This is a genomic window from Pseudodesulfovibrio profundus, from assembly GCF_900217235.1.
Taxonomy (GTDB): domain Bacteria; phylum Desulfobacterota; class Desulfovibrionia; order Desulfovibrionales; family Desulfovibrionaceae; genus Pseudodesulfovibrio; species Pseudodesulfovibrio profundus.
The window spans coordinates 1067974-1092500 of record NZ_LT907975.1 but is presented as its reverse complement, the minus strand read 5'-3'; the positions used below and the strand labels follow the sequence as shown (position 1 = coordinate 1092500).

The following is a 24527-nucleotide window of genomic DNA, read 5'->3' as shown; positions in this document are numbered from 1 at the left end:
AAGCGGGAAGCCCGCCTCAAGATTAGTTCTCCCTGGACATTAGTCCCTAAAGATCCCTTGAAGACTACAAGGTTGATAGGCTGGAGGTGTAAGCAATGTGAGTTGTTCAGCTGACCAGTACTAATAGATCGTGCGGCTTATTTTACAAATTATGGAATTCTCTCTTCTCCCTATTGACTATATATCTCGAACCCTACGGTTCACCAAATTTTCTTGGTGCCCAAGGAGGAGGGGGTACACCCGGTCCCATTCCGAACCCGGTAGTTAAGCCCTCCATCGCCGATGATACTGCATGGTAGCGTGTGGGAAAGTAGGTCGGTGCCAAGGAATCTTTCAAAAAGCCCTTCAGTGAAAACTGAAGGGCTTTTTCTGTTGTCTTGTAACAATCTGACATACCCTTCATAAAACACCTACCGCATTCATGCTATCCACTTTAGCTGTCGGTAAAGGGTTAGTGCTGGCCACCTAAGTGACTTGGTAGAACACCATCTGAGCTTGAAGGCTTGAAGTGCCCCAGATACCGATTACCCTGAAAGGTGTTTTCGGATGGTAGGCGGGTTGCATATGGAGGATATGATGCGTTGTGAATGGTGTCAGTTCAGCCGCTGATCTACCATCCATTTGATTTTAGTCCTTACAACTCATCCAATCTTAAATATCTTTGCTTTTGTGCGTGGGGTTGCCCCCTTCATGATATTTGAATGTGCTCTCTAAAACATACTTTGCACTGGGGGTAATGTGGGTATTTATAATGATCTAGTGGAAATCAGCCAGAATATATGGATGGTGTGATTAATTCTGAGTTGGATGATGAGAGGGAGTGGGGAAAAGGATCAATTTAGTTCTAAGGTTTAAGACAACGTTGAAAAGTGATCCTTTTGTTTAAAGGCTATACATCAATAGGATTTTGGTCTTCCATGGCTTAATCTGATTGATGATTAAAGCTAATGTCATACCATCTGACCAAAACTATTCTAAGTTTGTTACCATTCTGTCACACTTTAGATCTATATGTCTTTATTTGATTTCCTTCTAGACTATTAAATCACAGTGATACTCGTCGATTCCCGCCTCTATGTACCGCTTTCAAATACTGTGAGTCTCGATAGCCCTTACCTAGCTAATCATATGTTGTGAGACCTCTGCGCATCCCCTTTTCGCGTCCGTGCCTTGCGCTCCGCACCCAATTTGATGTTCTGACCGCACCCCAGCTTGGGCTCATTCCCGGCCTTTTCCTGCCATTTCTGGCCGAAATGCCGGATTTTGGACGCACCTCTCCCTTCAGGCTCGCGCCAGTCGAACAGCTTTTTTCAAATTGAACGCCATGGCGAGGATGTGGAACTCTCCCTCCACCTTCTCACGACCCACGTATCGGGACCGAAAGAATGCGTAGCCACGTTTGAGTGTGCCGAAGGCCCGCTCGACTATTTGCCGAATGCTGCTGATGTCACGGTTGCGGGTCTTTTCGAAGTCTGTCAGCCTGCCGCCACGAGGCGTCTTGTCCATGGTTCCGTCCTCCAAATCGCGATCAAACAGAATGTCCCGGTTCTTCCCGCTGCAATAGCCCTTGTCCGCATAAACCCGTGCGCCGGGATCAAGGCCGACGCCATTCACGAGCCGCTCGAATTCGCCCGTGTCCGAATGGTTCGCGGGAGTGATGTGACCACAGAGCAGAAACCCGTCTCGACTGTCCGTCGCGGCATGGAGCTTGTAGCCGTAATAGGCCCGATTTCTCTTGCGGAGCCAGGCCGCCTCCTCGTCATCCGAATAGCTGACCCGGCAGTCCACCGGCCCATCCTGTTCTTCGGCGTCCTCGGAACGGTCCTCAGGCATCACGTCGATAACCTTGCGCGGCCGCCGCTGCGACTCGACTACCGAGGCGTCCACCACGGCTCCCTCACGGACAAGAAGCCCTTGTCCTTCAAGCTGGCGGTTAAGCATGTCGAGCAAGGAGTCCAGCACCTTCAGGCGGATCAAACCGTTACGGAAACGGCATATGGTGGTCTCGTCCGGCACGTCGTCCTCGATGGAAAAACCGGTAAATCTGACAAAGGAGAGCCGGTCGAGCAGCGCCTGCTCCACGCCCGGATCACTCAGGTTGTACCAACGCTGCAAGAGCAGAATCTTGAACATCGCCAGAGGCGGATAGGCGGGATTGCCCACGGCGTTGGCCTTGCGCCTGATCTTCTTGCACAGAAAGGCGTTGATGGGCTGCCAGTCGATGAGTTCGTTGATCTCATCCAGAAATGTGGTCTTGGTTCTGCGGTGCCCCAGGAAGTAATCACCCAACCGAGGTCCTTTCTGCCGAATAGCCATGCCTTCCTCCTTTGGATGGAGAAATAATAGCATAATAAATCAAATAGTTAAAGAGTAAAAGTGTGGGATTTGCCGTGCAGAGGTCTCGTTGTGGTTAGTTTAGATCTGAAGCTCTGGAACATTCGCATTTTAGAAGGTGGTGACTGATAGACCAGCGGTTGACCATAGCAATGATGGTGATTCTCTGTTGTCTCAAAGTATTCTTGTAAGTAGCCCATATGATGACATGATTTTGTGCTTTACGATGATCTTATGATCCAACAAGGTCTATAGACGTATCGTGTAGCGTACACGTTATATTTCTCCTCAAGGGTATGACTAATGCTTCTAGAGCTCTTCTGTGGAGCATAGCTATAATTTTTCTATGCCTTGATCCATTTGTTTTAGTCTGAATTGACTTCAGCAAATCGATCTGACTTGGTCTTTCCAAAAGTGCTTAGATTGAGACTTGTTATGCAACACGAAGACATGGACTCAGCTCATGGCCTAGCGGAGAGCCATGCAATGAACGATGTTGAAATCACGTTTTTCTATCAGGATAAGAAAATTGTGTTTTGTTACGACGACTCGTAGGGCCCATAAGTCTTAACTACCTCTTTTTACGATTTTTTATCAACTTTTGCCCGAATGGGATCCGTCTACAGTTGTCTTTTTATTGCATAGAAGAAAAGGGTGTTTCATATAATCGATTGATTTTGAGCAATTCTATGTTTTGTTGGGTAAAGATGGCCTATTAATCGACTTTTGACATAAACGAATTTAATTTTGATAAATCTAAATTATCTAGAATGTAGTGCTTATTTCTGCGTCGATGCAAAAAAATGTTCATTCTTTTCTAATTTTACTTTTAAAAAATGCAGATCACTAACTTGAAAAGAGTCTCATCGAAGTGATTCGACTCTTAGTTTGGTGTCGGATATATGAACATGACCTTGACTTTTTTACGATTTCTGGTAATAAATATCCGGCAAATTCGGTCCCCGGACCTTATTTTCGATTAGTATTTTATTCAGACATAAGGGCTTCTTTTTTTGCCCAATTTCACTTTGGAGTATTTGACATATGGCAATGATTGAAGTGCAGAAGCTGCACAAATGGTATGGAGACTTCCATGTTCTTCAAGGGATAACGGAATCTGTTAATAAGGGCGAAGTGCTTGTTATCTGCGGACCTTCCGGATCTGGTAAATCAACATTTATCAGGTGCATCAATAGGCTTGAAGAGTACCAGAAAGGGCATATCCTTTTTGATGGAAAAGACATTCTCGATAAAGACGTAAACATCAATGATCTTCGTGCTGAAATTGGAATCGTATTTCAGCAGTTCAATCTTTACCCCCACCTTTCAGTTCTCAAAAACGTTACCCTGGCCCCCATCAAGGTCAAGGGTATTTCCAAAGACGAAGCAGAAGAGACTGCATTGCAGTTGCTTGAGCGCGTTGGTATTCATGATCAGGCGCATAAGTATCCGGCAGAGCTTTCCGGTGGACAGCAGCAGCGTGTGGCTATTGCCCGCTCTTTGGCAATGAAGCCAAAAGTTATGCTGTTCGATGAGCCTACTTCCGCTTTGGATCCTGAAATGATCAATGAAGTTCTGAATGTCATGAAAGACTTGGCCCGTGAGGGAATGACCATGCTTTGCGTAACCCACGAAATGGGGTTTGCGCGTGAAGTATGTGATCGTGTTCTCTTCATGGATGGCGGAGTGGTTGTCGAACAGGCGCCACCGGACGAGTTTTTCAAGAACCCCCAGCATGAACGTACCAAGAACTTCCTGAAGGAAATTCTATAATTGGTATATAACCGCAATCCCTATTGAGAGAGGAGGAACTATGAAACGTTTGGTTATCGTTCTGGCTTTGGTGCTGTCCTTCGTGTTCGCCGCTTCCGTGGCTTCCGCTGGAAAAATTGAAGATGTAAAAAAAGCAGGCGTGCTTGTTTGTGGTGTTAAGGACTCCGTAAACTTGTTTGGTTTTGTTGATCCCGATACCAACCAGCTCGTTGGTTTCGATGTTGATGTATGTAAATACATCGCCGGCAAACTTGGCGTAGACACCCAGTTTAAAGTCGTTACTTCCAAAAATCGTATTCCGATGCTCGCTCAGGGCTCCGTAGATATTTTGGCCGCCACCATGACCCACAAGTTCTCCCGTGATGAGCAGATCGACTTCTCTATCACCTACTTCATGGATGGCCAGAAGCTTCTGGTGAAAAAGGATTCCGGAATCAAGTCCACTGACGATCTGGCTAACAAGAAAGTCGGTACTGTCAAAGGTTCCACTTCCGAAAAGAATATCAAGAATGCCCAGCCCAAGGCTCGCGTAATTTCCTACGACGAGTACCCCCAGGCTTTCATGGCTCTGAAGCAGGGTAAAGTTAAGGCTGTTACCACTGACTCCGGTATTCTGGCAGGCCTCAAGGCTGGCGACGACAACCCTGAAAAGTGGGAAATCGTAGGCGAATTCTTCTCCTCCGAACCGTATGGTCTTGGTGTTCCTGAAAACGATTCCGCTTTCCGCGACTTCGTAAACAAGAGCCTCAACGAAATGTGGCTTGATGGCACCTACCACAAGCTTTTCAAGAAGTGGATGGGATACGACCTGCCTGAAGGTTGGACCATAGAACTGTGGCCCATGTAATTATCCTTTAGTTTGAATTCCGGGGGTGCCGTCCTGGCACCTCCGGTTTCACTCATTTCCCAGTAAATATTCAAACAAACGGATTTTGTTTTGCAGTACAATTTTCAGTGGGCAGAGATGTTCTCGGGGGAACCCGCCCAGTGGATGTGGGATGGGTTTGTCACTACCTTGCAAATATCGGCAATATCGCTGATATGCGCCATGGTGTTGGGGGTCATCATATGCATCATGCGTATGACTCCGATCAAGGTTCTTCAGTGGTTCAGCCTCGCGTTCACAGAGTTTTTCCGCAACACGCCCCTCCTTATTCAGATATTTTTTTGGTACAATGCGTCACACATCGTAATCCCGTCGGGCATTAACGAGTGGATGAATGACCTGTACTATTGGTTCCCTGGTCCATTCAGCATGTTTGGGCATGAATTTGTCGGTGAGTGGATGTTGTTCAACGTCGAGTTGATAACAGGCGTCATAGCTCTTTCTGTTTATACTTCGGCCTTTATCGCAGAAGAAATCAGAGCAGGTATCTTTTCCATTCCCAAGAATCAGCTTGAAGCCTCACGTGCTGTAGGCCTGTCTTTTCTTCAAGGGTATCGATTTGTCATCCTGCCGCAGGCTTTGCGTATCGTAATCCCTCCCCTGATTTCCCAGTCACTGAACCTTATCAAGAACTCATCACTCTGCATGGTTATTGGTGTAGGTGAAATGATGTATCAGGCGACTCAGATCGAGTCTTACCACGCCATCCCGTTTGAGGCGTTCACCGTTGCCTTGTTGATCTACCTGTCGATCTCACTGGTCGTCTCGTTCTGTATCACCATGTACAACAAGCACTTCATGATTCAGGTCATGTACTAGGAGGCTTGTTATGCATTGGGATGTCGTTGTTGATAACTTCGTTTATTTCTTGTGGGGAAATACCTACATTGATGGGATATTCCCGTTCATTCATAAGCCGGAAGGCTTTTTTGCAGCAATCATACTGGCCGTAACCGGTATCTTCGGTGCTTTCTGGATCGGTCTGGCAGCTGGATTGATGCGTCTTTCCAAGCGGTGGTGGGTAAAAACCCCCTCAGTCTGCTACATTGAGATGATTCGAGGCATGCCGCTGTTGCTGCTGATCTTCTGGTTTTACTATCTGGCCCCCGTCATTACAGGTCAGACCATGCCGGCGTTCACCACAACCATGTTCTGCTTCATGATCTTTACCGGAGCGTATGTTGGAGAGATTGTACGTGCCGGTGTCATGGCCTTGCCCAAAGGTCAGATGGAGGCAGCTCGCGGTTCTGGACTTTCCAATGTCCAGGCAATGACTTTTGTTATCTTGCCCCAGGCCCTGCGAAATATGATTCCTTCATTTGTTAACCAATTCGTATCATTGACTAAAGATACCTCTCTGGCAGCTATTCTCGGTGTTATCGAGTTGACGCGTACGGGTGTTCAGGTTGATAATAGAGAGATGGTTGCATCCTTTGAGATCTGGATAACAATTGCAGCACTGTACTTCCTGATTTGTTACATTCTGACTTCATACAGCCGTCGTCTGGAGGCGCAACTGTCTCGCTACCAGGCCAGAGACCGCTAGGGCTTTCTCTTTCGGCTTTAATCATTAGATGATAGAGTAAGCGCGGCGTCCTTGAATGGGCGTCGCGTTTTTTTATGTTATCAGTTTGCGACTGAAACGTTGCTAATGATTGTTCTGTATCACCTTCAACTCGTAGTGCCGATTCTCTAGGGCATGGGGACATTGATGCAATTATCCGAATCCGAACTCGCTTCATATATTGATCACACACTGCTTAAACCGACGGCTACGGCTGATGATATCAAAGTGCTATGCGAAGAGGCCGTAAGACATGGTTTTTACGGCGTATGCGTCAATCCTGTTCGTCTGTCTTTGACGAGTTGGATGCTGAAAGATGCGCAGCCGTTGTCTGTGGTGGTAGTGGGATTTCCTCTGGGGGCTTCTCTGTCGTCCTGTAAAGCTATGGAGACAGCCATGGCTGTGGAGCAGGGTGCTCGCGAGATTGACATGGTCATGAATATTGGCGCCCTTAAAGATGGCGATGATAGCTTGGTCGTCAAAGATATCCAGGCTGTGGTCAAAGCAGCGGAGAATATCCCAGTCAAAGTCATCTTGGAGACAGCAGTTCTGGATGCTGAAGAGATTGTTAAAGCGTGTCAGATGAGTGTTGATAGTGGGGCAGCGTTTGTCAAAACCAGCACAGGATTCGGGCCGGGTGGAGCTACTGTTGAGGCCGTAAAGCTGATGCGAAAAACAGTTGGCCCCGACATTGGTGTGAAGGCAAGCGGTGGTATATCGACCCGAATGGATGCAATAAACATGATAGAGGCGGGCGCCAGTCGCATCGGAGCTTCCGCTTCTGTGAGAATAATTTCCGAAAAATGAGTTTAAAAATGGAAAAAATTGAACTTCAAAACATAAAAAAACCGGAAGAAATAGAAGCAGAATCGTTTCGAATTATTGACTCAGAAGTGCCTGAACCGCGTATTTTTGAAGGTGAAAAATGGCAAATTGTGCGAAGAATGATTCACACAACTGCTGATTTTGAACTTCTGAATCTTGTTCGTTTTCATGATGCTGCTGTTTCCAATGGTATTAAAGCTTTGCAAAATAAGGCTGTTATTGTCACAGACACGGAAATGGCCAAGCGTGGAATCCCTGTTCGGCGTACTGATCCGCTAGGGTGTATCATCCATTGTCTGATTAATGACGAAAGGGTTGTTCAGCGCGCTAAAAATGAAGGAATTACCCGAGCAAAAGCGGCTGTGGATGTTGCCGTTCAGGAATTGAAACCTGATATTTATGTCATTGGAAATGCGCCAACAGCGCTTATTCGTCTTGTCGAACATATCGATGAAGGGATGGCGCCCCCTGAGCTTGTAGTTGGAATGCCGGTCGGTTTTGTCAATGCAGCAGAGTCAAAGGCGTTGCTGATGAGTCGCGACATTCCATATATTGCAATCGAGGGGCGCAAGGGAGGGAGCGCGCTGGCTGCCTGTGTGATCAACGCGTTGGCTGTGCTTGCCGCCTAGTCCTGATGAATTATGAATGAGAAAAGCGCCTGGGAGTGAATTGACCCAGGCGTTTTTCTCTTTTTTTGATGTGCATTTTTTTTAGGTGCTCAAGGAATTTTGAAAAAGGCTGGACACTGTGGAAATTCCTGTTAGGACTTTTCTTAAATAGTGTTTGTTATATCACCGTAAATACGAAATTTGTTGTGGGTTGCAGGTGATATTGCAAATGAAACTCGTATTGGTGGAAAATCTTATGGCCAAGAGAGAGAAGGGAAAAAGTAGCGTTACGATTTACCCGGATTGGTGCAAAGGGTGCGGGATATGCGTCGAGTTCTGTCCTGCTGACGTGTTGGAACTGGGAAGCCAGGGAAAAGCGACGGTAGTACGTGAGAACGACTGTATACGATGCGGATTTTGTGAGGTGCACTGTCCGGATTTCGCAATCATCGTGAAGGAAAAGGAATCGGAGAACAAAGAGTCTTCTTCCAATCCGAAGCAGCAGACTCCAAAGAAGAAGGGAGCGTGATAGACCATGGCCAGACGCAAGAAACGCAAGGAAATTTTCGCGCTGGGCAACGAAGCCGTTGTCGAGGGAGCGTTGTTGGCTGGATGTTCGTTTTACGGGGGATACCCCATCACGCCGTCTTCAGAAATTATGGAGATAATGGCGAACAGACTGCCGAAGACCGAAGATGGAGTTTTTATCCAACTGGAAGATGAAATTGCCAGTATGGGGGCTGTAATCGGTGCATCCCTTGCCGGTCGCAAGGCGCTGACAGCTACAAGTGGTCCCGGTTTCTCGCTCAAGCAGGAGAACCTTGGATACGCGATCATGGCGGAAACGCCGTTGGTGTTGGTTAATGTCATGCGCGGTGGGCCTTCCACCGGTTTGCCGACGTGTCCGGCGCAGGGTGATGTTCAGCAGGCCCGCTGGGGGACTCACGGCGATCACCCCATCATTGTCTTGTCTGCTTCCAATGTGCAGGAATGTTTGGATATGACTATCACTGCCTTTAACATGGCAGAGAAATATCGGACTCCTGTCATTCTTCTGTTGGATGAAGTTACGGCACATACTCGGGAAAAGATCGAGATTCCCAATGAGGGCGAGTTTGATGTCTTTTCGCGGACCGTGCCGTCCATGCCGCCGGAGTGGTACAAGCCGTACGAGGAAACAGTCCGTGGCGTTCCGCCCATGCCTCCGCTTGGTGCTGGCTATCGTTTCCATACGACAGGCCTGACGCACGACAGGAACGGTTTTCCAACGCAGCGACCTGAAGAAGTTGTCGAACTGATGGATCGCATCCATCGCAAGATCGACCAGTTCTTCTACGATATTCAACTGGTAGATGAAATCCTTACTGATGATGCCGAGACTGTTGTCATTGCCTATGGAAGTGTGGCCCGCTCGGCAGAGTTGGCCGTGAAACAGGCGCGGGATAATGGGATTAAGGCAGGGCTGTTAAAGCTCAAGACGCTGTTCCCCTATCCGAGGCGACATACCGAGAAGATTTTGGCCCATGCCAAAACCCTTGTCGTGCCCGAAATGAACATGGGGCAGATGTCTCGCGAAGTAAAACGGGTCAACATGGGGCGCGCCTCGGTTCGCACGATCAATCGAGTAGACGGTCAGATAGTGACTCCTTCTGAAATCCTTAAGGTCATCATGCAGGGGTAGCGTCATGAATGAATTTACCGGAAATGAAATCATCCACCAATATCTGAGGCATAATAAGAAATTCCCGCATGTGCTGTGTGCCGGTTGCGGACATGGTATCGTGCTGGGAACATTGATCCGCTCCATTCACTCGTTGCAGATTCCCAAGGACGATGTGGTCATCGTTGCGGGCATCGGGTGCTCCGGCCGTCTGGCTGTCTATGTGGATTTCAACACGGTCCATACCACCCACGGCAGGGCGTTGACTTTTGCCACAGGAATCAAGATGGCCAATCCCAAGCTCAACGTCATCACCATCATGGGTGACGGCGATGCCTTGTCCATTGGCGGCAATCACCTGATACATGCGGCTAGACGAAATATCGGTGTGACGGCATTGATCCTGAACAATAACATCTACGGCATGACGGGCGGGCAGAGCTCCCCCGCGACACCGGCAGGTGCAACGACTATGACCAATCCGTATGGTCAGTTGGACAAGTCGTTCGATACTGTTGAGCTGGCAAAGGGAGCCGGAGCCAACTATGTCGCTCGCGGCACGGTTTTCCATGTCAAAAAGCTGGAAAACGTTCTGACGAAAGCCATTGAGCGCCCCGGATTCAGTGTTGTCGAAGCAATCACTCCCTGCCATACGCAGTATGGAAGAAAGAACAAGTATCGCACGCCTGTCGACATGTATAAGTGGATGAAAAAGGCCGCTGTACCTATCGATAGATACAATGAACTGCCCGAGGAAAAACGTGAAGGGCGACTTCCCATCGGCGTGTTTGTTGAACGGGACAAGACTGGATTCGAGGAGAAATACTACGCCTTGCAAAAGAGCTTTTCCGAGAAAGGCAAGAAGGGGGCCAAGTAAATGAAACCGCAACAGGATTTATACCGTTTCGAAATTCGTTTCTCCGGCCTCGGCGGTCAGGGCATTATCACATTGGGCAAGGTGATGGGGCAGGGATTGGCCCTGGGGCATGGCTACAATGTGACCCAGACTCAGAGCTATGGTCCGGAAGCCCGTGGTGGATCTAGTAAATGTGATCTCGTCATCAGCTCGGAACCTATCAGCTACCCCAAGGCAGAGAGTCTTGATATTCTTGTGGCGTTGTCGCAGGAAGCCTGTAACTCGTACTACCCGTACCTGAAGCCGGGTGGCGTACTGGTACTGGAGACCGATCTCGTGCCGCAGCCTCCGACCAATCGCTATCTTGGTCTGCCATACACCAGCCTTGCCAGAGACAAGGTTGGCATTGTGCAGGCAATGAATACGGTTGTTCTTGGTTCGTTGTCGTATCTTCTTCCGTTCATTAATCAGGCGACCATGCGCAAGTCTTTGGAGAGCGCACTTCCGGAGAAGATTCGAGCCGTTAACACCAAGGCGTTCAACCTTGGGCATCGTCTTGCCAAAAAGGAATGGGGCAAGGATGCTGGCGCCGTATGGGATGCCGAGTAGGTCCATAGTCAAATTACAATAAAAAAGGGTGCCGATATGTCGGCACCCTTTTTTATTTGTTATCAAGTTTGAATATTCCGATCTATTTGAATTGGGTTTGAACCGTTGGCAGCAACCCGTCCTTTGGTTGTATTTGAGGCAGCCACCAGCGAATGTTTTCCGTAATAGAGACCTCTGCGCATCCCCTTTTCGCGTCCGTGCCTTGCGCTCCGCACCCAATTTGATGTTCTGACCGCACCCCAGCTTGGGCTCATTCCCGGCCTTTTCCTGCCATTTCTGGCCGAAATGCCGGATTTTGGACGCACCTCTCCCTTCAGGCTCGCGCCAGTCGAACAGCTTTTTTCAAATTGAACGCCATGGCGAGGATGTGGAACTCTCCCTCCACCTTCTCACGACCCACGTATCGGGACCGAAAGAATGCGTAGCCACGTTTGAGTGTGCCGAAGGCCCGCTCGACTATTTGCCGAATGCTGCTGATGTCACGGTTGCGGGTCTTTTCGAAGTCTGTCAGCCTGCCGCCACGAGGCGTCTTGTCCATGGTTCCGTCCTCCAAATCGCGATCAAACAGAATGTCCCGGTTCTTCCCGCTGCAATAGCCCTTGTCCGCATAAACCCGTGCGCCGGGATCAAGGCCGACGCCATTCACGAGCCGCTCGAATTCGCCCGTGTCCGAATGGTTCGCGGGAGTGATGTGACCACAGAGCAGAAACCCGTCTCGACTGTCCGTCGCGGCATGGAGCTTGTAGCCGTAATAGGCCCGATTTCTCTTGCGGAGCCAGGCCGCCTCCTCGTCATCCGAATAGCTGACCCGGCAGTCCACCGGCCCATCCTGTTCTTCGGCGTCCTCGGAACGGTCCTCAGGCATCACGTCGATAACCTTGCGCGGCCGCCGCTGCGACTCGACTACCGAGGCGTCCACCACGGCTCCCTCACGGACAAGAAGCCCTTGTCCTTCAAGCTGGCGGTTAAGCATGTCGAGCAAGGAGTCCAGCACCTTCAGGCGGATCAAACCGTTACGGAAACGGCATATGGTGGTCTCGTCCGGCACGTCGTCCTCGATGGAAAAACCGGTAAATCTGACAAAGGAGAGCCGGTCGAGCAGCGCCTGCTCCACGCCCGGATCACTCAGGTTGTACCAACGCTGCAAGAGCAGAATCTTGAACATCGCCAGAGGCGGATAGGCGGGATTGCCCACGGCGTTGGCCTTGCGCCTGATCTTCTTGCACAGAAAGGCGTTGATGGGCTGCCAGTCGATGAGTTCGTTGATCTCATCCAGAAATGTGGTCTTGGTTCTGCGGTGCCCCAGGAAGTAATCACCCAACCGAGGTCCTTTCTGCCGAATAGCCATGCCTTCCTCCTTTGGATGGAGAAATAATAGCATAATAAATCAAATAGTTAAAGAGTAAAAGTGTGGGATTTGCCGTGCAGAGGTCTCTAATAGGGATGAGCCAGTTGTGTGCCGATACGATAACCTTGTCGTCGAGGCGGATGATGGAAGCGCTCATGTAAATGAAGTCCTTTCCAATCACATATGTTCCTTCAAGCACGCCAGCGCGGGGAGGGAGTGTTGGTTTCTCCTGTTCATCCGTAGCGTTTTTCGGCTGTGTGGAAGGAGACTGGGGCTTGAAGTATTCCGTTGGCTTCGGTGCCCCAACAGTGACGTTAACGCCTCGCTGTACCAGTCTGTCTCGGACTTGCTGACTCATGATGTGTCCGAATATGGACTGGTCCCCGGCGTTGCCCCCGTTGATGAATGGCTTCACGTAAACAGGTGAGTTGGGTGATAACTCTTCTTCAGTCACGTACCTGAACAATGTGTCAGCGGCCTGGTTGTTCAATTCAATGACAGGCGTTTCATCCAGATCGTGATAGTTCTTGGAGGTAGGCACGGTGTCCAAAACGTAGTCAAAAGGAATGGTCTCGGTTCGTTGGGAACCGCTGCATCCTGCAACCAGCAGTGCCGTAGAGATCAAGGCTAATGTCATTCGAAATGTGGACATGTCTTCCGTCCTGTATCCTTTGGTTCGTGACTACATATACATAAGAAAGAATCGCTCTGGTGTTTAATCGGTTATTTGAGCGATTTCCTTTAGGATGCTTCGAATGAGTTTTGTCATTGCCGCCGAAGACTGCTGGGCTTGGGCAATGACCTGTTCCAGAGGGGCTTCCTTCATGCAGTCGGGAAGGTTCTTGTTGGTCAGGCAGGATATGCCCATAATTCGTATACCCATGTGATGTGCGGCAATGGCTTCCATGCATGTGGACATGCCGATGGCGTCGGCACCCATGGTCTTGTACATGCGCGTTTCCGCCGGGGTTTCCATGTTCGGTCCCATTACCTGCATGTACACGCCGCGTTCCAGTCGGATCCCTAGTTCAAGGGCTTCTTCAATGGCAAGCTTTCGCAGCTTTTCATCGTACACCATGCACATGTCAGGAAACCGTTCGCCCCACGAATCATTGTTGTCTCCGCGTAAAGGAGTGGTGCCTGTGAGGTTGATGTGGTCCTCGATGAGCATGGGCGCGCCGGTTGCAAAGGATGGGTTGAGAGCTCCGGCGGCGTTGGTCAGAATCAGTGTTTTGATGCCCAACTCGCCGAGCACACGGATGGAGTGGGTCGCTTCCTGGGCAGTAAATCCTTCATACAAGTGGAATCGGCCGTTCAATGCCAAAACCGGCGTTCCTTCGATGGTTCCGTGGATTAGCTCTCCTGCGTGGCTTTTTACCGTGGAGACAGGAAAGTGGGGGATGGTTGCATAGGGGATGGAGCAGGGCGATTGAATGGCTTCGGTCAGGCCTCCCAGCCCTGTGCCGGTAATCAAAGCAACTGTTCCGGCTTGAATTTTGTCTAGCTTTTCTTGTATATATGCGGCAGAGTATTGTATCTTCTCTCGGTATTGCATGCTGACTCCTTTTGGTGGTGCAGTGTGGAGGTATAGTTGACCACATGGAAATGTGGGCCGAATTGAACCGAAGGATAGGCTCGATTTATGGATATTGTGACTCTATTAGGCCTTGCCGTAGGCTTTTCCCTGATCATAGGGGCCATCATTATCGGTGGCGCCATGGATGTATTTATCAACATCCCCGGTATGATGATTGTTGTCGGTGGTACGCTGGCATCCATCATGGTGGCGTTCCCCTTTGAAGAGGTCATACAAGCCTTTACAGCTGCATTCAAGATTTTAGTCCAGCGGAAGACAAAAGTCCGTGACGTTGTCAATATCATGGTGAAAGTTGCTGAAATCAGCCGCCGTGAAGGACTGGTTGCGCTGGAAAATGTACAGACCGAGAACATGGTTCTCAAAAAATCCTGCCAGCTCATTGCCGATAACGCTGATCCGGAAATCATCCGCACCACACTGGCGATCGAGATCAACTCCATGCGACGACGACACCAGGTCGGTCAGGATGTTTTCAAGCGTCTGGCTGCTTTGGCCCCGTCGTTTGGTATGATGGGTACTCTCATCGGTCTTGTGCAGATGCTGTCTCAGCTCAGCGATCCCAAAGCCATCGGACCGGCAATGGCGGTTGCATTGTTGACGACGTTTTATGGCAGCGCCATGTCCACACTCTTTTTTATTCCCATTGCCGCAAAGCTCAGGGCGAGAACGCTCCAGGAACAATTGCATTTGGAGATCATCTTCGAAGGCGCCAAGTCGATTCTGGAAAATAATAACCCGAGATTGGTGTACGAGAAGCTTTCATCGTTTCTGGCACCCAAGGAACGCGAGAATAGGTAGATGGCCAACAAACACGAAGAGCACAGTTTTTTCGTTTCTGATGAAGAGGAACCGGATGGGCAGGAGTGGTTGACCACGTTTGCCGATCTTTCCATGCTGCTTCTTGTTTTTTTTGTTCTGCTGTATTCCATGTCCACTTTGGATACCGAGAAGTTTTCCGAGACTTTTACCTCAGTGACCAAAGCGCTCCAAGGCCAGTTGCAGGAAATTTCCACAAGTAAAATTACCCGTGACGAAGCAGGAGTACTCCTTGATCAGGCGTTGATGCGCAGACAGATTATCGAGTCCCAGCGAAAAGTCTTTGCAGAAGTCAAAACGCTACAGACGAAAAAAGGCGTTGAGGGGCTGGTCTCTGCCAATTTTGAAGATGGCGTCATCACACTACGCGTTCCCGGGGATGTCCTGTTCAAGTCCGGCCAGATCGAGCTGTCTCCGCAGGGTAAAGTGCTTGTGTCACAGCTGAAGGATTTCTTTATACAACACCGTGACCAGACCATTAAGATTGTTGGTTATACTGATAATGTTCGGCCTTCTTCCCGGTCCCGCTTCAAGGACAACTGGGAAGTGTCTGCCTTGCGGGCCGTATCGGTATTGCGACATCTTCTTAAGATGGGTATTGAATCGACCCGTCTGACGGCCACGGGACTTGCTTATCTCGATCCGCTCTATCCCAACACGTCCGCAGAATACCGTGCCAAGAACCGCAGGGTGGAATTCGTGCTTGAAAAGCGCGTTATGGGTAAGTAATACTCTTAGATGATGTTTTAGGCCTTTACGAGGGAATCATGGGATTTGATATTAAACTACCAGCCGGGAAAGAAGAACAGCTCAGGAAGGCTTTTCGAACAAAAGTACCTGGATTGACTGTTCGATTTGAAGATCAGGATAGAGTTCTTGATGTCAAAGATCTGAGTGCAACCGGCTTCGCAGTCCTTGATCCTGAAAAGCGTTTTGAGGAGGGGGCGCACATAGAGTGCGACCTGTTAATCAACAACAAGCTGTTTTTGAGCGGCGCTACGGCCAAGGTCATACGCGTTTTGGACAATGGTATTGTGGGAATCAACTTCGTTGAGTTGAATCTCAAGCAGCAGGCCAAGTTGGATAAACTTGTTTTGGAGGTCCAGAAGCGGCTCATCGCCTTGCGTAAAAAGCAGCGCGAACAGGAATAAACGGTATCTCAATGACAATTGACCGACACAAGGTCCTTATTGCCAACCGCGGTGAAATTGCCATGCGCGTCATGCGGGCATGTCAACGGATCGGAGTGGACTTCGTTTGTGTTTATACTGCCGAAGACGAGGAATGTGGTCATGTTCGCCTTGCTCGTGAATTGGCCGGGGATGAAGCGGTTTACAAGATCGTGTCATACCTCGATGCTAATGAGCTCTTTGCCGTAGCCGATGCTGCTGGTGCCACCGCGGTCCATCCAGGTTACGGCTTTTTTGCGGAAGATTTTCGTTTTGCCAGAAGAGTTATTCGCAGAGACAGGCCAATGGAGTTCATCGGTCCGTCCTGGTGGGTCATTCGTGATCTCGGTGATAAAATCAATACCAAACGCATAGCCCGCAGTCTCGGAGTTCCCACAGTACCCGGGTCAGACCGACCTGTTTACAGTGAAGTCGAAGCCGAGGAAATTGCGGAAAGTCTTTTCAAGTTCCAGTCCTCTCAGGGGATTATCGATGGCGTGGTCATGGTCAAGGCGTCAGCCGGCGGTGGCGGCATGGGCATCGAAGAAGTATACAACTTCGATGAATTCCGCTCCGTTTTCCGGCGTATTCGCAACTATGCAAAGCGTAATTTCGGCGACGAAGGTGTCCTGATCGAACAGCGAATCTTCGACTTCAACCATCTCGAAGTCCAGGTGGTATGCGACCGTACCGGCACATCACAGGTACACTTCGGCACACGCAATTGTTCCATACAATCCACCGGCAAGCAGAAGCGGGTAGAGGTCGCCCCCGGATTTGTGCCAGGCGTGCTTCCCTATACCTTTGATGCTGAAAAGGTCCTCAGTGACATCACGGAATATTCGCTCTCAATGGCCCGTGAATCCGGGTACGACAATGTCGGCACCTGGGAATGGATCGTCACGCCACGAGGAGAGCCGTTCCTCATGGAAGTGAACACTCGAATTCAGGTCGAGAATGGGGTTTCATCCATCATTTCGAGAGTAAAGGGTGAGCCTGTCGATATTATTACCGAGCAGTTGCGTTTGGCACTGGGCGAGCCCATGGGCTACACTCAGGATGATGTCGAGTTCGTCGGTGTCGGGATCGAGTATCGCATAGTCGCGGAAAACACGGTCAACCGTTTCACGCCCTGCTCAGGAAAAATTGTGAACTTCAAGTGGCAGGAACACGACTGGCTGCAAATCTTTACCCAGGTTCCCGTTGACAGGGAATATGAAATTCCCATGGAGTACGATCCCAACCTTGCCCTGGCAATTGTCTGGGGAAAAGACCTGGATGAGGTCAAGGAGCGCGGCTTGCGCTTTCTGGAAGAGGTCGAACTCTCAGGCGTGGGCGGTGGAACCAGTGAATTCTTTACCAATATTGAATACTTGAAAGAAAAGACGAATAATATCCTGGAGTTCTGATCATGGATAGCGAAAGAAAAATTCAGGCTCTCAAGGACCGGCTGACGTACATAAAGGACATCTTTGGAGCCAAGGAAGATGACAATATCAGACTCCTGAGTGCCAAGCTCAACGAGTTGCTTGAAAAAGAACACAAGCTTCCTGGGCGAGTGCTGACTGACGAGCTGGCTCGTATTGAAGAGCTTTTCGATTTCACAGAGCGCAAGCTGGATCTTTCCCTTTCGCCCATGGATCGTGTGCGTATCGTTCGTCATCCCCAACGCATTTGTCTCAAGGACATTCTTGAAAACGTATATGACAATTACACGGAGCTTGGCGGTAAGGGCGAATTCAACATCGATCCTTCCATGCTCATTGCCCGGGCCTATTTTACCCGTAGGGTAGGCGACAAGGTCATCAACCAGATGGTGATGGTTATTGGGCAGGAGAAGGGACACGGCGAAGAGTACCGTAACGGCGGTTCTGTCAAGCCATGGGGAAATGCCAAGGCCCTGCACTACATGAAGGTTGCGGAAACCGAGAATATTCCGGTTCACACCTTTGTCTTTACTCCCGGGGCGTATCCCGTTGAAGATTGGCCTGGAGCGGCACAACAGATTGCTCGCAACCTCTATGAAATGGCTGCGCTACGTGCGCCGGTGGTTTCCGTTTTTTCCGAAGGTGGTTCCGGTGGAGCAGAGGCCGTTGGCATGGGAGATCGTCGAATCATGCTCTCCCATGGCTATTATTCCGTCATCTCACCCGAAGGGGCTGCCGCCATTGAAGGGGGGCTTCGAGGCGGGGACAGGGCGACTCCTGAACTGATCGAGAAATGCGCCCGCCAACTCGGCATTACTGCCGAAGATAATCTGCAAAACGGGTATATTGATAAGGTCTTGTATGAGCCGCCCCTTGGAGCTCGACCGAATCACTATGAATTTTTCAGAGAGCTTCGCCGTGAGCTGATTCAGGCGACAAATGAAGCCGTCAGTGAAGTCAAGTCCATGAAGCTGTACCGAGCCATGGTTGTTCGGGCCAGCAAGACGGATGATGCAGAGTCCATCTTCATGCTTTGGTCGCTTTCCAAGTCAGCCTTGAACAGGCTGGTTGAAAAACGCCAACGGAAGTTCCTCGCCATGAGTCGTCATGCTCGACTGGACAACACCGGACTTTTCAAGCAGGCCATGGCCGCGACCAAGTCTGCCATCGACTCCACCCACGCCTATTTCAAGTATGACCTGATCGGACGGCAGCGGAAGCGCTTCAATTCCATGGTCGAAGAACTGGGTGCCGAGGCCCATCTGGTCCGTCATAAACTATTGCTTCCCATTAAACGTACACTCGACAGACAATTCCCCATTGGGGACGGTGCAGAGGCCAAAAAAGATGAAAACGTTCGTGAAAAGCTGACCTCTCTGTCTTGCCCGGAAGAAGGGGCTTGCCTCATCGGGAGCGAATGGTCCTGGTCGAGCCCTCGGAGTCAGGAGGACCGGACTATATCTTGTCCTAACGTCAGGACCCACCACTGCCCGGATCTTTGGGTGCCAGACCTTTTCGGGGATTTCGCCGGAGTCTGTCCTTCCTGTGGACACCATTTCCCCATGGAGTACCGCTGGTATCTGGAAAATGTTTTCGACTATAGTGTTTCAAAGGAATTCAACCGGGAAATCGAGTCCATCAATCCGCTTTCTTACGAACAGTTTGAATTGAAATTGGATAAGGCCAAAGAGAAGACCGGATTGAAATCCGCCTGCATCACTTTTGATACGGTTATCGAAGAAGTGGAAACAGTGGTGGCCGTGCTGTGTGCTCCGTTCAGGGGCGGCAGTGTCGGCGCTGCTGAAGGTGAAAAATTTGTTCGGGCAGCGGAAAGAGCCGGGCGCAAACGCCAGCCTTTCATTGCCTATGTGCATGGAACAGCGGGAATCCGCATTCAGGAAGGCGTTAACGGTGTCATTCAGATGCCTCGCTGCACGATTGCCGTTCGGCGGTATATCGATGCCGGTGGCCTGTATCTTGTATTGTACGATACAAACTCCTATGCCGGACCGGTAGCCAGTTTCCTGGGGTGTTCGCCGTATCAGTTTGCCGTGCATTCATCGAATATTGGTTTCGCCGGACCGGGGGTCATCACGGAAACAACCGGAATGACTATCGCCCCGGATTACCATCGTTGCTACCATGCTCTTTCGAGGGGGCATATTCATGGAATTTGGGATAGGCGAGAGGTGAAAAAAAACCTCCATCAGTCCCTCTTGACCATGGGTGGGCGCAACCTATACTATCGCTGACCTTGATTGTTTGAAACAGCGCAAATGCGCACCAGTAAAGGGTTTTCCGTAAACACCCGTTTGAAAATTATCAAAGCTCGATCCATATGATAATGAGGTTTGAGCCGACCGCTTCGATTGCATGAGTGGTCGATAAAGCAAGGAAAAAAATAGTGCTGAATATCAAAGAATTACTCGATAAAGTAAAAGCATCTCCCTACCGCGAAATCGTCGTCCACGCTCCCCATACGGGAGTTGTTGAGTTTGCCGGACTCAAAAAGGGTGACAAAGTGTATGGCCGGGAAGGTGATTACAAGGAAAAGCCGGGCACGCTTCTGGCCAACCTGACAAGAGAGAAGAACAAAAAGCCCATCAGCGCACCGGAAAAAGGTGTTGTCGAGTCTGTACGGACCGAACTTGAAGGGAAATTTGTCGAGGCTGGAGAGCCGCTCGTCACCATCAAGCACTATTTGACTCGTCAGGAAGTGATTGAACTCATCCTTCAGGAAGCACTGTACCTTTTCCGCGCCCCTGAGCGTGCAAAGTATTACTTTGTTCCCGAGGTTGATCAAAAGTTGAAAGTGTCTGGCAAGCGTTCCGTCAAAGTGACCGAAGGTATGGACCTGATGATCGTTTCCCGCATGAAACGTGAAACTCCGCTTGCTTATTCCGGCCCGGAAGGCATTATCTATTCCGTGTACTTCAGCCGTGGTGAGAACGTCGACGAAGGCGCTCCGCTGATTGGCATATGTCCCGAGGATCAACTGACTGTGATTCAGGATGTCGTCGCCCGCATTCAGAGTGAGTGGGAAGAAGAATCCTAGGAGCACCATGGGTAAACTGCTGCAAATTCGAGTGTCTGCATGGACATTCAGTGAAGATGAAGTCGAAAAGACGTGGCCCCGACTTTGGAAGCTCATATGGGAGGATGGTGACGCCATCCCCAAAAAAGGTGTGATGGAGCTGGCTCAGGCCGCATTTGACGCGGTCAGGGCTGGTTTGCTACCCGAGGAGCAGGCAAAGAAGATGCGGGAAAAGGCTGATCAGGCTGAGGATTTGCGGTTAAAGCTGGAAACGGCTTTGGCAGATCGCAACCCGAAAGAGGCGGATACTCTCTCGTACCGGCTTGAAGATTGCCTTGATGAGTTGGAAGACATTGCCTCAAATTTTTGATACTCGTCTTTCTTCATTAGTTAATAATTCCCTTAAGGAGTAGATATGGCTGGCAGTTTAAATAAAGTCATTTTGATCGGCAGACTGGGACGTGATCCCGAGTTGTCATATACGCCCAACGGACAGGCCCGTGCGAAATTTTCCGTTGCCACAGACGAAGGTTACCGCGACAGGCAGACTGGCCAGCGTGTAGAAAAGACCGAGTGGCACAACGTTGTCGCATGGCGTCAGACTGCGGAATTCTGCGGCAACTATCTTGGCAAGGGCCGTCTTGTCATGGTTGAAGGAAAACTGCAGACACGCAAGTGGCAGGATCAGAGCACCGGACAGGATCGCTATATGACTGAGATCGTCGCTGACAATGTTCAGGGTCTTGATCGTGCTCCTGATGGTCAGTTCAATCAGGCTGGTCAGCAGCCCCAGGGCGGATACCAGCAGAATAACCAGCAGCAGGGCCAGCAAAACGGTGGCTACCAGCAGAATTATCAGCAGCCCCAGGGCCAGCAAGGTCAGCCGCAGCAGGGGCAGCAGCCTCAGCAGGGCCAGCAGGAAGATCTTGGTCCCGCATTCCCCTCAGAAGCCAGCGGAATGGACGACGTGCCGTTCTGACATAGACAATTTAATGGGTGTCCAGTTATGGTGGGTAGAGAATACTGTTAACCAAGAGCTGGCAAGAGACATGAGAGATTTTGAGGGTGGTGTAACCACCCTCTTTTTTTTGGTCTAGTCACCGACAACTGTACCGTGTAATTTGTCGTCTAGTTGTTCCCTTTTGGGTTGGAGTTATAGAGGGAGTTGGGAGCGAGAGCCATGGTGTGGGCCTTTCCCGGTGGAAGGAGCCCGTAGGGCGACTGGAGCCGGGAAAGGCCCACACCATGGCTCTACGAAGGTCGGAATGGGAAGGTGAGTTATGATTATTCCAAAAGGCAGAAAATTCTTTGTCTACAAGGCTGTGTTTTCAACGGGTGAAAGGTTCCCTGTTGTTTTGCACACAGACTCTCTGCAGCCTGCTGTATTAGCTACTCGCTACATCATCGATGAAAGGCGTGAGACAAGACAGGCTTCGACATTAGAGCGAGAAGTGCGGGTGCTGTGTTGGCTGTATGAATGGTGTTCATTTGTTGGGGTTCATCTAGAAACACGCCTACGCTCTGGTGAATCACTTTCGTCAAAGCAGATACAAGGATTCTCAAGGTGGGTCCGATCTGGGCGGCAGGATAAACTGGTTGGGACTATCGGTAAGGTAAATGCTGCTTCTGGCAGTATGGCTGTGGTGCTGCAACCTAGGACCTTTAACTCCTATCTTTCGACGATCGAGTCATTCCTTGTTTGGGCAGCTGATGAATTCATTCCAAAGACGGATTCTTCAGATGACATCAGAAGAAGCTTGCGAGGTGTTAAGAGGAAAATTCGACGTTCTTTCAAAGCTTTCAAGGCGGTTGAGTCCGTAGAAAGAGCTAGACGTTACGGATTAACAGATGGGGAGTTAGATGAACTCCGCAAGTTGACCATGCCCAGAGGGAAACTGAATCCATTTCGAAAGCAAATTCAAAACAGAAATCACTTGATATTTGAAACAATGCTCGCAACCGGTGTGCGGGCAGGGGAGTTGCTGAAAATTCGACTGCAAGACCTTCCCAGAGGTCCCAAGCAGACAGTGTCCATAGTACGTCAGCCAGACGATGCTAAAGACCCCCGTAAGGACGAACCTCGGGTCAAAACACGCTCTCGTGAAATTCCTATTCCTAGAAAGCTTGCTACGGAGCTAGTGAAATATGTGCAACAAGATAGAGGACAATGCGATCATCCGTACTTGTTTGTTTCATCTAGAGGTAAAGTTCCTCTTTCTAGAGCTGGTTTAAGCAAGTTTTTTTTAGCTCTTCAAAGGCATTTTCAAGTCAGTGAGAGGCGAATTCACCCTCATCTTTTAAGACATACTTTTAATGATTTACTGATGGATCGGGCAAAACAAGTTGGTATGTCCGATGATGTCAGAGTTAAAGTCCAGAATTTCCTATGCGGTTGGGTAGAGGGTAGCTCGCAGAGCGAGGTTTACACTCGTCGTTTTGTTGAGGCTGAAGCTTGGCAACTGATTGGAAAGTACCAGGAAGCATTATGGTAGGGGGGGGAATGAGTAATCTATACTTGTCGTTGTTTGATGCAGAGTCCTCTCTTGAATACCACTGGGATAATCCTGGAGTTGTATATGATCGATTTGGACATTCTGTGGATACAAGTGGTGAGGTATGGGAACTGACCGATCCAACTCGAACAAATTATTGCAATTGGAAGAGGGCATACTGTGCCAAAGATAATCTTGAGACGGTCAAGGCTTATGTGGCTCATTGTATAGAAACAAAAGCTCCTCACACGGTCGGTAATATCTTTTACTATTTGATTGAGGATGAGAAGAATGACATCTTAGACAATTATCCGTTGTCTATGTGCAATTTGTTATCTCTTTTGGATTGTTACCGAGAAAGTGGTGAAGAGTGGAAGTTTCATTGGGTTCGCAAATGGTATGTTTGGTGTACGGATGTCGCGTTTCCTGGATTTTCTAGAAGCATATGTGAAGAGTTGTTAAATTATTCAATAGAGGGGAACGAGAAAGGGGTGGCTGTCCTTACTGAAGATCCGGACGATGGCCCGTTAGATAACGTTGAGTATGATCTACTACGTTCAGTTGTGAAGAGCGGAGTGGGTAGTGAATTTGAGCGCATTTGTATAATGCTTTGCATGGAGCTTGGGGCGAATCCGAAAAATATTGTTCTTTTGGAGGAGCGTGATTTTATTAAAAATAAAACTAGTTCTGGTAGCTGGCTATATTCTTTGAATGTCCCGAGAATAAAAAAGAGATCATCTAGTCGATCCGTACGAGCGCGAAAAATATCACCACATCTAGGCCAGTTTATTGATCGTCTCATTGAGATTAATAATGACAATTTCGGCCGTCCTTATGCTGAAAAGACTCCAATCCTTAGAAGTAATAGAAAACGCTATTTTCTTTCAAGGTCTTTGAAGAGATTTGAGTTTCATATGACGACTCGTGATTTTTGTAAGGCAGTTCAAAAGTATCCAATAGTCGCTAAGCTTGTTTCTCGTAGGAGTGGTGATATTCTTCATCTGACTCCGAGAAGGCTCCGATACACATTTGCTACGCGCCTCGTTGAGCAAGGCGCTTCTCCTGCCGTTGTGGCCGATGCATTAGATCATACAGATCTTCAGCACGTTGCAGTGTATTTCAAGGCAAGAGGCAAAACTGTCGAGGCTTTGGATAAAGCTTTGGAGTGCAATCCCCATTATTTGGATGTCATCAGCCGTTTTAGCGGCATTGTGGTGGAGCGGGAGGAAACTAATGGTATTCCAACCGTGCCGGGCGAGACTCCGACATATAGGAATTTGGGTGGAATCGGCGGGTGCGGTGCGAAGTCTCTCTGCAAGCTTTATCCTCCTCTTTCCTGCTATCTCTGTCCGAGTTTTCAGGCTTGGAAAGATGGTCCTCATCAGGACATGCTCGATGAGTTAAAGACGTACGCTCGAGAAATGGCAGCGACTTCTGGTTACCCTGTTGCTCGAATAACTAATCAAGTCGATGATGTTATTTTGGCGATATCTCAATTGCTACAGAGAATCAAAGAGATGGAGTAACTC

At 49.3% G+C, this 24527-nt stretch carries 25 protein-coding genes and 2 rRNA genes (1 of these 27 running past the window's edge); 22 read left to right on the top strand and 5 right to left on the bottom strand.

Annotated features, from left to right (window positions below; all coding sequences use genetic code 11):
- Together DPRO_RS05320 and rrf are read left to right on the top strand one after the other, a co-directional pair.
- Positions 1–145: ribosomal RNA gene (locus DPRO_RS05320) — 23S ribosomal RNA — on the top strand; it begins 2793 nt to the left of the window's first position.
- Positions 146–212: 67 nt separating this feature from the next.
- Positions 213–327, top strand: a 5S ribosomal RNA gene (gene rrf / locus DPRO_RS05315).
- A 954-nt stretch (positions 328–1281) separates the two neighbouring features.
- On the opposite strand, the gene DPRO_RS05310 is transcribed toward rrf, so the two are convergent.
- The gene (locus tag DPRO_RS05310; protein WP_097010253.1) at positions 1282–2349 is read right to left on the bottom strand and encodes an IS5 family transposase; all 1068 of its coding nucleotides are present in this window, start codon (positions 2347–2349) and stop codon (positions 1282–1284) included.
- A 1029-nt stretch (positions 2350–3378) separates the two neighbouring features.
- On the opposite strand from DPRO_RS05310, the gene DPRO_RS05305 reads away from it, so the two are divergent.
- Together DPRO_RS05305 and DPRO_RS05300 are read left to right on the top strand one after the other, a co-directional pair.
- Positions 3379–4107, top strand: a complete 729-nt coding sequence (locus DPRO_RS05305) for an amino acid ABC transporter ATP-binding protein (protein ID WP_097011123.1) — start codon at positions 3379–3381, stop codon at positions 4105–4107.
- A 40-nt stretch (positions 4108–4147) separates the two neighbouring features.
- Positions 4148–4954 (top strand): ABC transporter substrate-binding protein, encoded by an 807-nt coding sequence (locus DPRO_RS05300; RefSeq protein WP_097011122.1) that lies wholly within the window; start codon positions 4148–4150, stop codon positions 4952–4954.
- Positions 4955–5058: 104 nt separating this feature from the next.
- Here DPRO_RS05300 and DPRO_RS20605 read toward each other — a convergent pair whose 3' ends face one another.
- The gene (locus DPRO_RS20605; RefSeq protein WP_269459721.1) at positions 5059–5184 is read right to left on the bottom strand and encodes a hypothetical protein; all 126 of its coding nucleotides are present in this window, start codon (positions 5182–5184) and stop codon (positions 5059–5061) included.
- Between DPRO_RS20605 and DPRO_RS05295 the strand changes: the two genes are divergently transcribed.
- The 8 genes from DPRO_RS05295 to DPRO_RS05260 all read left to right on the top strand — a co-directional run bounded on the left by DPRO_RS05295 (position 5129) and on the right by DPRO_RS05260 (position 11115).
- Positions 5129–5812: an amino acid ABC transporter permease gene (locus DPRO_RS05295; protein ID WP_232005783.1), complete on the top strand. Its 684-nt coding sequence runs from the start codon at positions 5129–5131 to the stop codon at positions 5810–5812. The two genes, DPRO_RS20605 and DPRO_RS05295, sit on opposite strands and share 56 nt — an antisense overlap.
- Positions 5813–5822: 10 nt before the next feature.
- Complete coding sequence (locus DPRO_RS05290) at positions 5823–6539, top strand: amino acid ABC transporter permease (protein ID WP_097011121.1); 717 nt, start codon at positions 5823–5825, stop codon at positions 6537–6539.
- Positions 6540–6704: 165 nt separating this feature from the next.
- Complete coding sequence (gene deoC / locus DPRO_RS05285) at positions 6705–7364, top strand: deoxyribose-phosphate aldolase (protein ID WP_097011120.1); 660 nt, start codon at positions 6705–6707, stop codon at positions 7362–7364.
- 8 nt (positions 7365–7372) lie between these two features.
- Positions 7373–8011, top strand: a complete 639-nt coding sequence (locus DPRO_RS05280; RefSeq protein WP_097011119.1) for a precorrin-8X methylmutase — start codon at positions 7373–7375, stop codon at positions 8009–8011.
- Positions 8012–8246: 235 nt separating this feature from the next.
- Positions 8247–8519, top strand: a complete 273-nt coding sequence (locus DPRO_RS05275; protein ID WP_097013651.1) for a 4Fe-4S dicluster domain-containing protein — start codon at positions 8247–8249, stop codon at positions 8517–8519.
- A 6-nt stretch (positions 8520–8525) separates the two neighbouring features.
- Positions 8526–9671 carry a 2-oxoacid:acceptor oxidoreductase subunit alpha gene (locus tag DPRO_RS05270; protein ID WP_097011118.1) on the top strand — a complete coding sequence of 382 codons (1146 nt, stop codon included), beginning with the start codon at positions 8526–8528 and terminating at the stop codon, positions 9669–9671.
- Positions 9672–9675: 4 nt separating this feature from the next.
- The gene (locus DPRO_RS05265; RefSeq protein ID WP_097011117.1) at positions 9676–10527 is read left to right on the top strand and encodes a 2-oxoacid:ferredoxin oxidoreductase subunit beta; all 852 of its coding nucleotides are present in this window, start codon (positions 9676–9678) and stop codon (positions 10525–10527) included.
- Positions 10528–11115, top strand: coding sequence for a 2-oxoacid:acceptor oxidoreductase family protein (locus tag DPRO_RS05260; protein ID WP_097011116.1), 588 nt, complete (start codon positions 10528–10530; stop codon positions 11113–11115). It begins immediately after the preceding gene.
- 313 nt (positions 11116–11428) lie between these two features.
- Here the strand turns inward: DPRO_RS05260 and DPRO_RS05255 are convergent, their stop codons facing one another.
- From DPRO_RS05255 to DPRO_RS05245, 3 genes are all read right to left on the bottom strand, one after another.
- On the bottom strand, positions 11429–12496 hold the full coding sequence (locus tag DPRO_RS05255; protein ID WP_097010253.1) for an IS5 family transposase: 1068 nt from the start codon (positions 12494–12496) through the stop codon (positions 11429–11431).
- Positions 12429–13115, bottom strand: coding sequence for a hypothetical protein (locus DPRO_RS05250; RefSeq protein ID WP_097011115.1), 687 nt, complete (start codon positions 13113–13115; stop codon positions 12429–12431). Before DPRO_RS05250 ends, DPRO_RS05255 begins: the two co-directional genes overlap by 68 nt.
- A gap of 63 nt (positions 13116–13178) precedes the next feature.
- On the bottom strand, positions 13179–14018 hold the full coding sequence (locus DPRO_RS05245; protein WP_097011114.1) for a purine-nucleoside phosphorylase: 840 nt from the start codon (positions 14016–14018) through the stop codon (positions 13179–13181).
- Positions 14019–14105: 87 nt separating this feature from the next.
- On the opposite strand from DPRO_RS05245, the gene DPRO_RS05240 reads away from it, so the two are divergent.
- The 10 genes from DPRO_RS05240 (at position 14106) to DPRO_RS05195 (ending at position 24524) form a co-directional block, all read left to right on the top strand.
- Positions 14106–14858, top strand: a complete 753-nt coding sequence (locus DPRO_RS05240) for a motility protein A (RefSeq protein WP_097011113.1) — start codon at positions 14106–14108, stop codon at positions 14856–14858.
- Entirely contained in the window at positions 14859–15605 is a 747-nt protein-coding gene (locus tag DPRO_RS05235) for an OmpA/MotB family protein (protein WP_097011112.1), read from the top strand. It begins immediately after the preceding gene.
- A gap of 38 nt (positions 15606–15643) precedes the next feature.
- A complete protein-coding gene (locus DPRO_RS05230) occupies positions 15644–16027 on the top strand; it encodes a PilZ domain-containing protein (RefSeq protein ID WP_097011111.1) in 384 nt (127 codons plus the stop codon).
- Between the two features lie 11 nt (positions 16028–16038).
- On the top strand, positions 16039–17454 hold the full coding sequence (locus DPRO_RS05225; RefSeq protein ID WP_097011110.1) for an ATP-binding protein: 1416 nt from the start codon (positions 16039–16041) through the stop codon (positions 17452–17454).
- Positions 17455–17456: 2 nt separating this feature from the next.
- Positions 17457–19724, top strand: coding sequence for an acetyl-CoA carboxylase carboxyl transferase subunit alpha/beta (locus DPRO_RS05220; RefSeq protein ID WP_097011109.1), 2268 nt, complete (start codon positions 17457–17459; stop codon positions 19722–19724).
- 152 nt (positions 19725–19876) lie between these two features.
- Positions 19877–20527: a biotin/lipoyl-containing protein gene (locus DPRO_RS05215; RefSeq protein WP_097011108.1), complete on the top strand. Its 651-nt coding sequence runs from the start codon at positions 19877–19879 to the stop codon at positions 20525–20527.
- 7 nt (positions 20528–20534) lie between these two features.
- The gene (locus DPRO_RS05210; protein ID WP_097011107.1) at positions 20535–20876 is read left to right on the top strand and encodes a hypothetical protein; all 342 of its coding nucleotides are present in this window, start codon (positions 20535–20537) and stop codon (positions 20874–20876) included.
- A gap of 45 nt (positions 20877–20921) precedes the next feature.
- Positions 20922–21485, top strand: a complete 564-nt coding sequence (locus DPRO_RS05205) for a single-stranded DNA-binding protein (RefSeq protein WP_097011106.1) — start codon at positions 20922–20924, stop codon at positions 21483–21485.
- 301 nt (positions 21486–21786) lie between these two features.
- A complete protein-coding gene (locus tag DPRO_RS05200) occupies positions 21787–22998 on the top strand; it encodes a tyrosine-type recombinase/integrase (protein WP_097011105.1) in 1212 nt (403 codons plus the stop codon).
- An 8-nt stretch (positions 22999–23006) separates the two neighbouring features.
- Positions 23007–24524, top strand: coding sequence for a tyrosine-type recombinase/integrase (locus tag DPRO_RS05195; RefSeq protein WP_157917372.1), 1518 nt, complete (start codon positions 23007–23009; stop codon positions 24522–24524).
- Positions 24525–24527 lie beyond the last annotated feature (3 nt).

Excerpts from the sequence above, each read along its gene's own strand:
- DPRO_RS05195 (WP_157917372.1), top strand. The coding sequence starts at position 23,007 with ATGAGTAATCTATACTTGTCGTTGTTTGATGCAGAGTCCTCTCTTGAA.
- DPRO_RS05220 (WP_097011109.1), top strand. The coding sequence starts at position 17,457 with ATGGATAGCGAAAGAAAAATTCAGGCTCTCAAGGACCGGCTGACGTAC.
- DPRO_RS05210 (WP_097011107.1), top strand. The coding sequence starts at position 20,535 with ATGGGTAAACTGCTGCAAATTCGAGTGTCTGCATGGACATTCAGTGAA.
- DPRO_RS05260 (WP_097011116.1), top strand. The coding sequence starts at position 10,528 with ATGAAACCGCAACAGGATTTATACCGTTTCGAAATTCGTTTCTCCGGC.
- DPRO_RS20605 (WP_269459721.1), bottom strand. The coding sequence starts at position 5,184 with ATGATGCATATGATGACCCCCAACACCATGGCGCATATCAGCGATATT.
- DPRO_RS05265 (WP_097011117.1), top strand. The coding sequence starts at position 9,676 with ATGAATGAATTTACCGGAAATGAAATCATCCACCAATATCTGAGGCAT.
- DPRO_RS05240 (WP_097011113.1), top strand. The coding sequence starts at position 14,106 with ATGGATATTGTGACTCTATTAGGCCTTGCCGTAGGCTTTTCCCTGATC.
- DPRO_RS05255 (WP_097010253.1), bottom strand. The coding sequence starts at position 12,496 with ATGCTATTATTTCTCCATCCAAAGGAGGAAGGCATGGCTATTCGGCAG.
- DPRO_RS05305 (WP_097011123.1), top strand. The coding sequence starts at position 3,379 with ATGGCAATGATTGAAGTGCAGAAGCTGCACAAATGGTATGGAGACTTC.
- DPRO_RS05270 (WP_097011118.1), top strand. The coding sequence starts at position 8,526 with ATGGCCAGACGCAAGAAACGCAAGGAAATTTTCGCGCTGGGCAACGAA.
- DPRO_RS05235 (WP_097011112.1), top strand. The coding sequence starts at position 14,859 with ATGGCCAACAAACACGAAGAGCACAGTTTTTTCGTTTCTGATGAAGAG.
- DPRO_RS05290 (WP_097011121.1), top strand. The coding sequence starts at position 5,823 with ATGCATTGGGATGTCGTTGTTGATAACTTCGTTTATTTCTTGTGGGGA.
- DPRO_RS05245 (WP_097011114.1), bottom strand. The coding sequence starts at position 14,018 with ATGCAATACCGAGAGAAGATACAATACTCTGCCGCATATATACAAGAA.
- DPRO_RS05225 (WP_097011110.1), top strand. The coding sequence starts at position 16,039 with ATGACAATTGACCGACACAAGGTCCTTATTGCCAACCGCGGTGAAATT.
- DPRO_RS05200 (WP_097011105.1), top strand. The coding sequence starts at position 21,787 with ATGATTATTCCAAAAGGCAGAAAATTCTTTGTCTACAAGGCTGTGTTT.
- DPRO_RS05250 (WP_097011115.1), bottom strand. The coding sequence starts at position 13,115 with ATGTCCACATTTCGAATGACATTAGCCTTGATCTCTACGGCACTGCTG.
- deoC (WP_097011120.1), top strand. The coding sequence starts at position 6,705 with ATGCAATTATCCGAATCCGAACTCGCTTCATATATTGATCACACACTG.
- DPRO_RS05205 (WP_097011106.1), top strand. The coding sequence starts at position 20,922 with ATGGCTGGCAGTTTAAATAAAGTCATTTTGATCGGCAGACTGGGACGT.
- DPRO_RS05280 (WP_097011119.1), top strand. The coding sequence starts at position 7,373 with ATGGAAAAAATTGAACTTCAAAACATAAAAAAACCGGAAGAAATAGAA.
- DPRO_RS05300 (WP_097011122.1), top strand. The coding sequence starts at position 4,148 with ATGAAACGTTTGGTTATCGTTCTGGCTTTGGTGCTGTCCTTCGTGTTC.
- DPRO_RS05230 (WP_097011111.1), top strand. The coding sequence starts at position 15,644 with ATGGGATTTGATATTAAACTACCAGCCGGGAAAGAAGAACAGCTCAGG.
- DPRO_RS05275 (WP_097013651.1), top strand. The coding sequence starts at position 8,247 with ATGGCCAAGAGAGAGAAGGGAAAAAGTAGCGTTACGATTTACCCGGAT.
- DPRO_RS05310 (WP_097010253.1), bottom strand. The coding sequence starts at position 2,349 with ATGCTATTATTTCTCCATCCAAAGGAGGAAGGCATGGCTATTCGGCAG.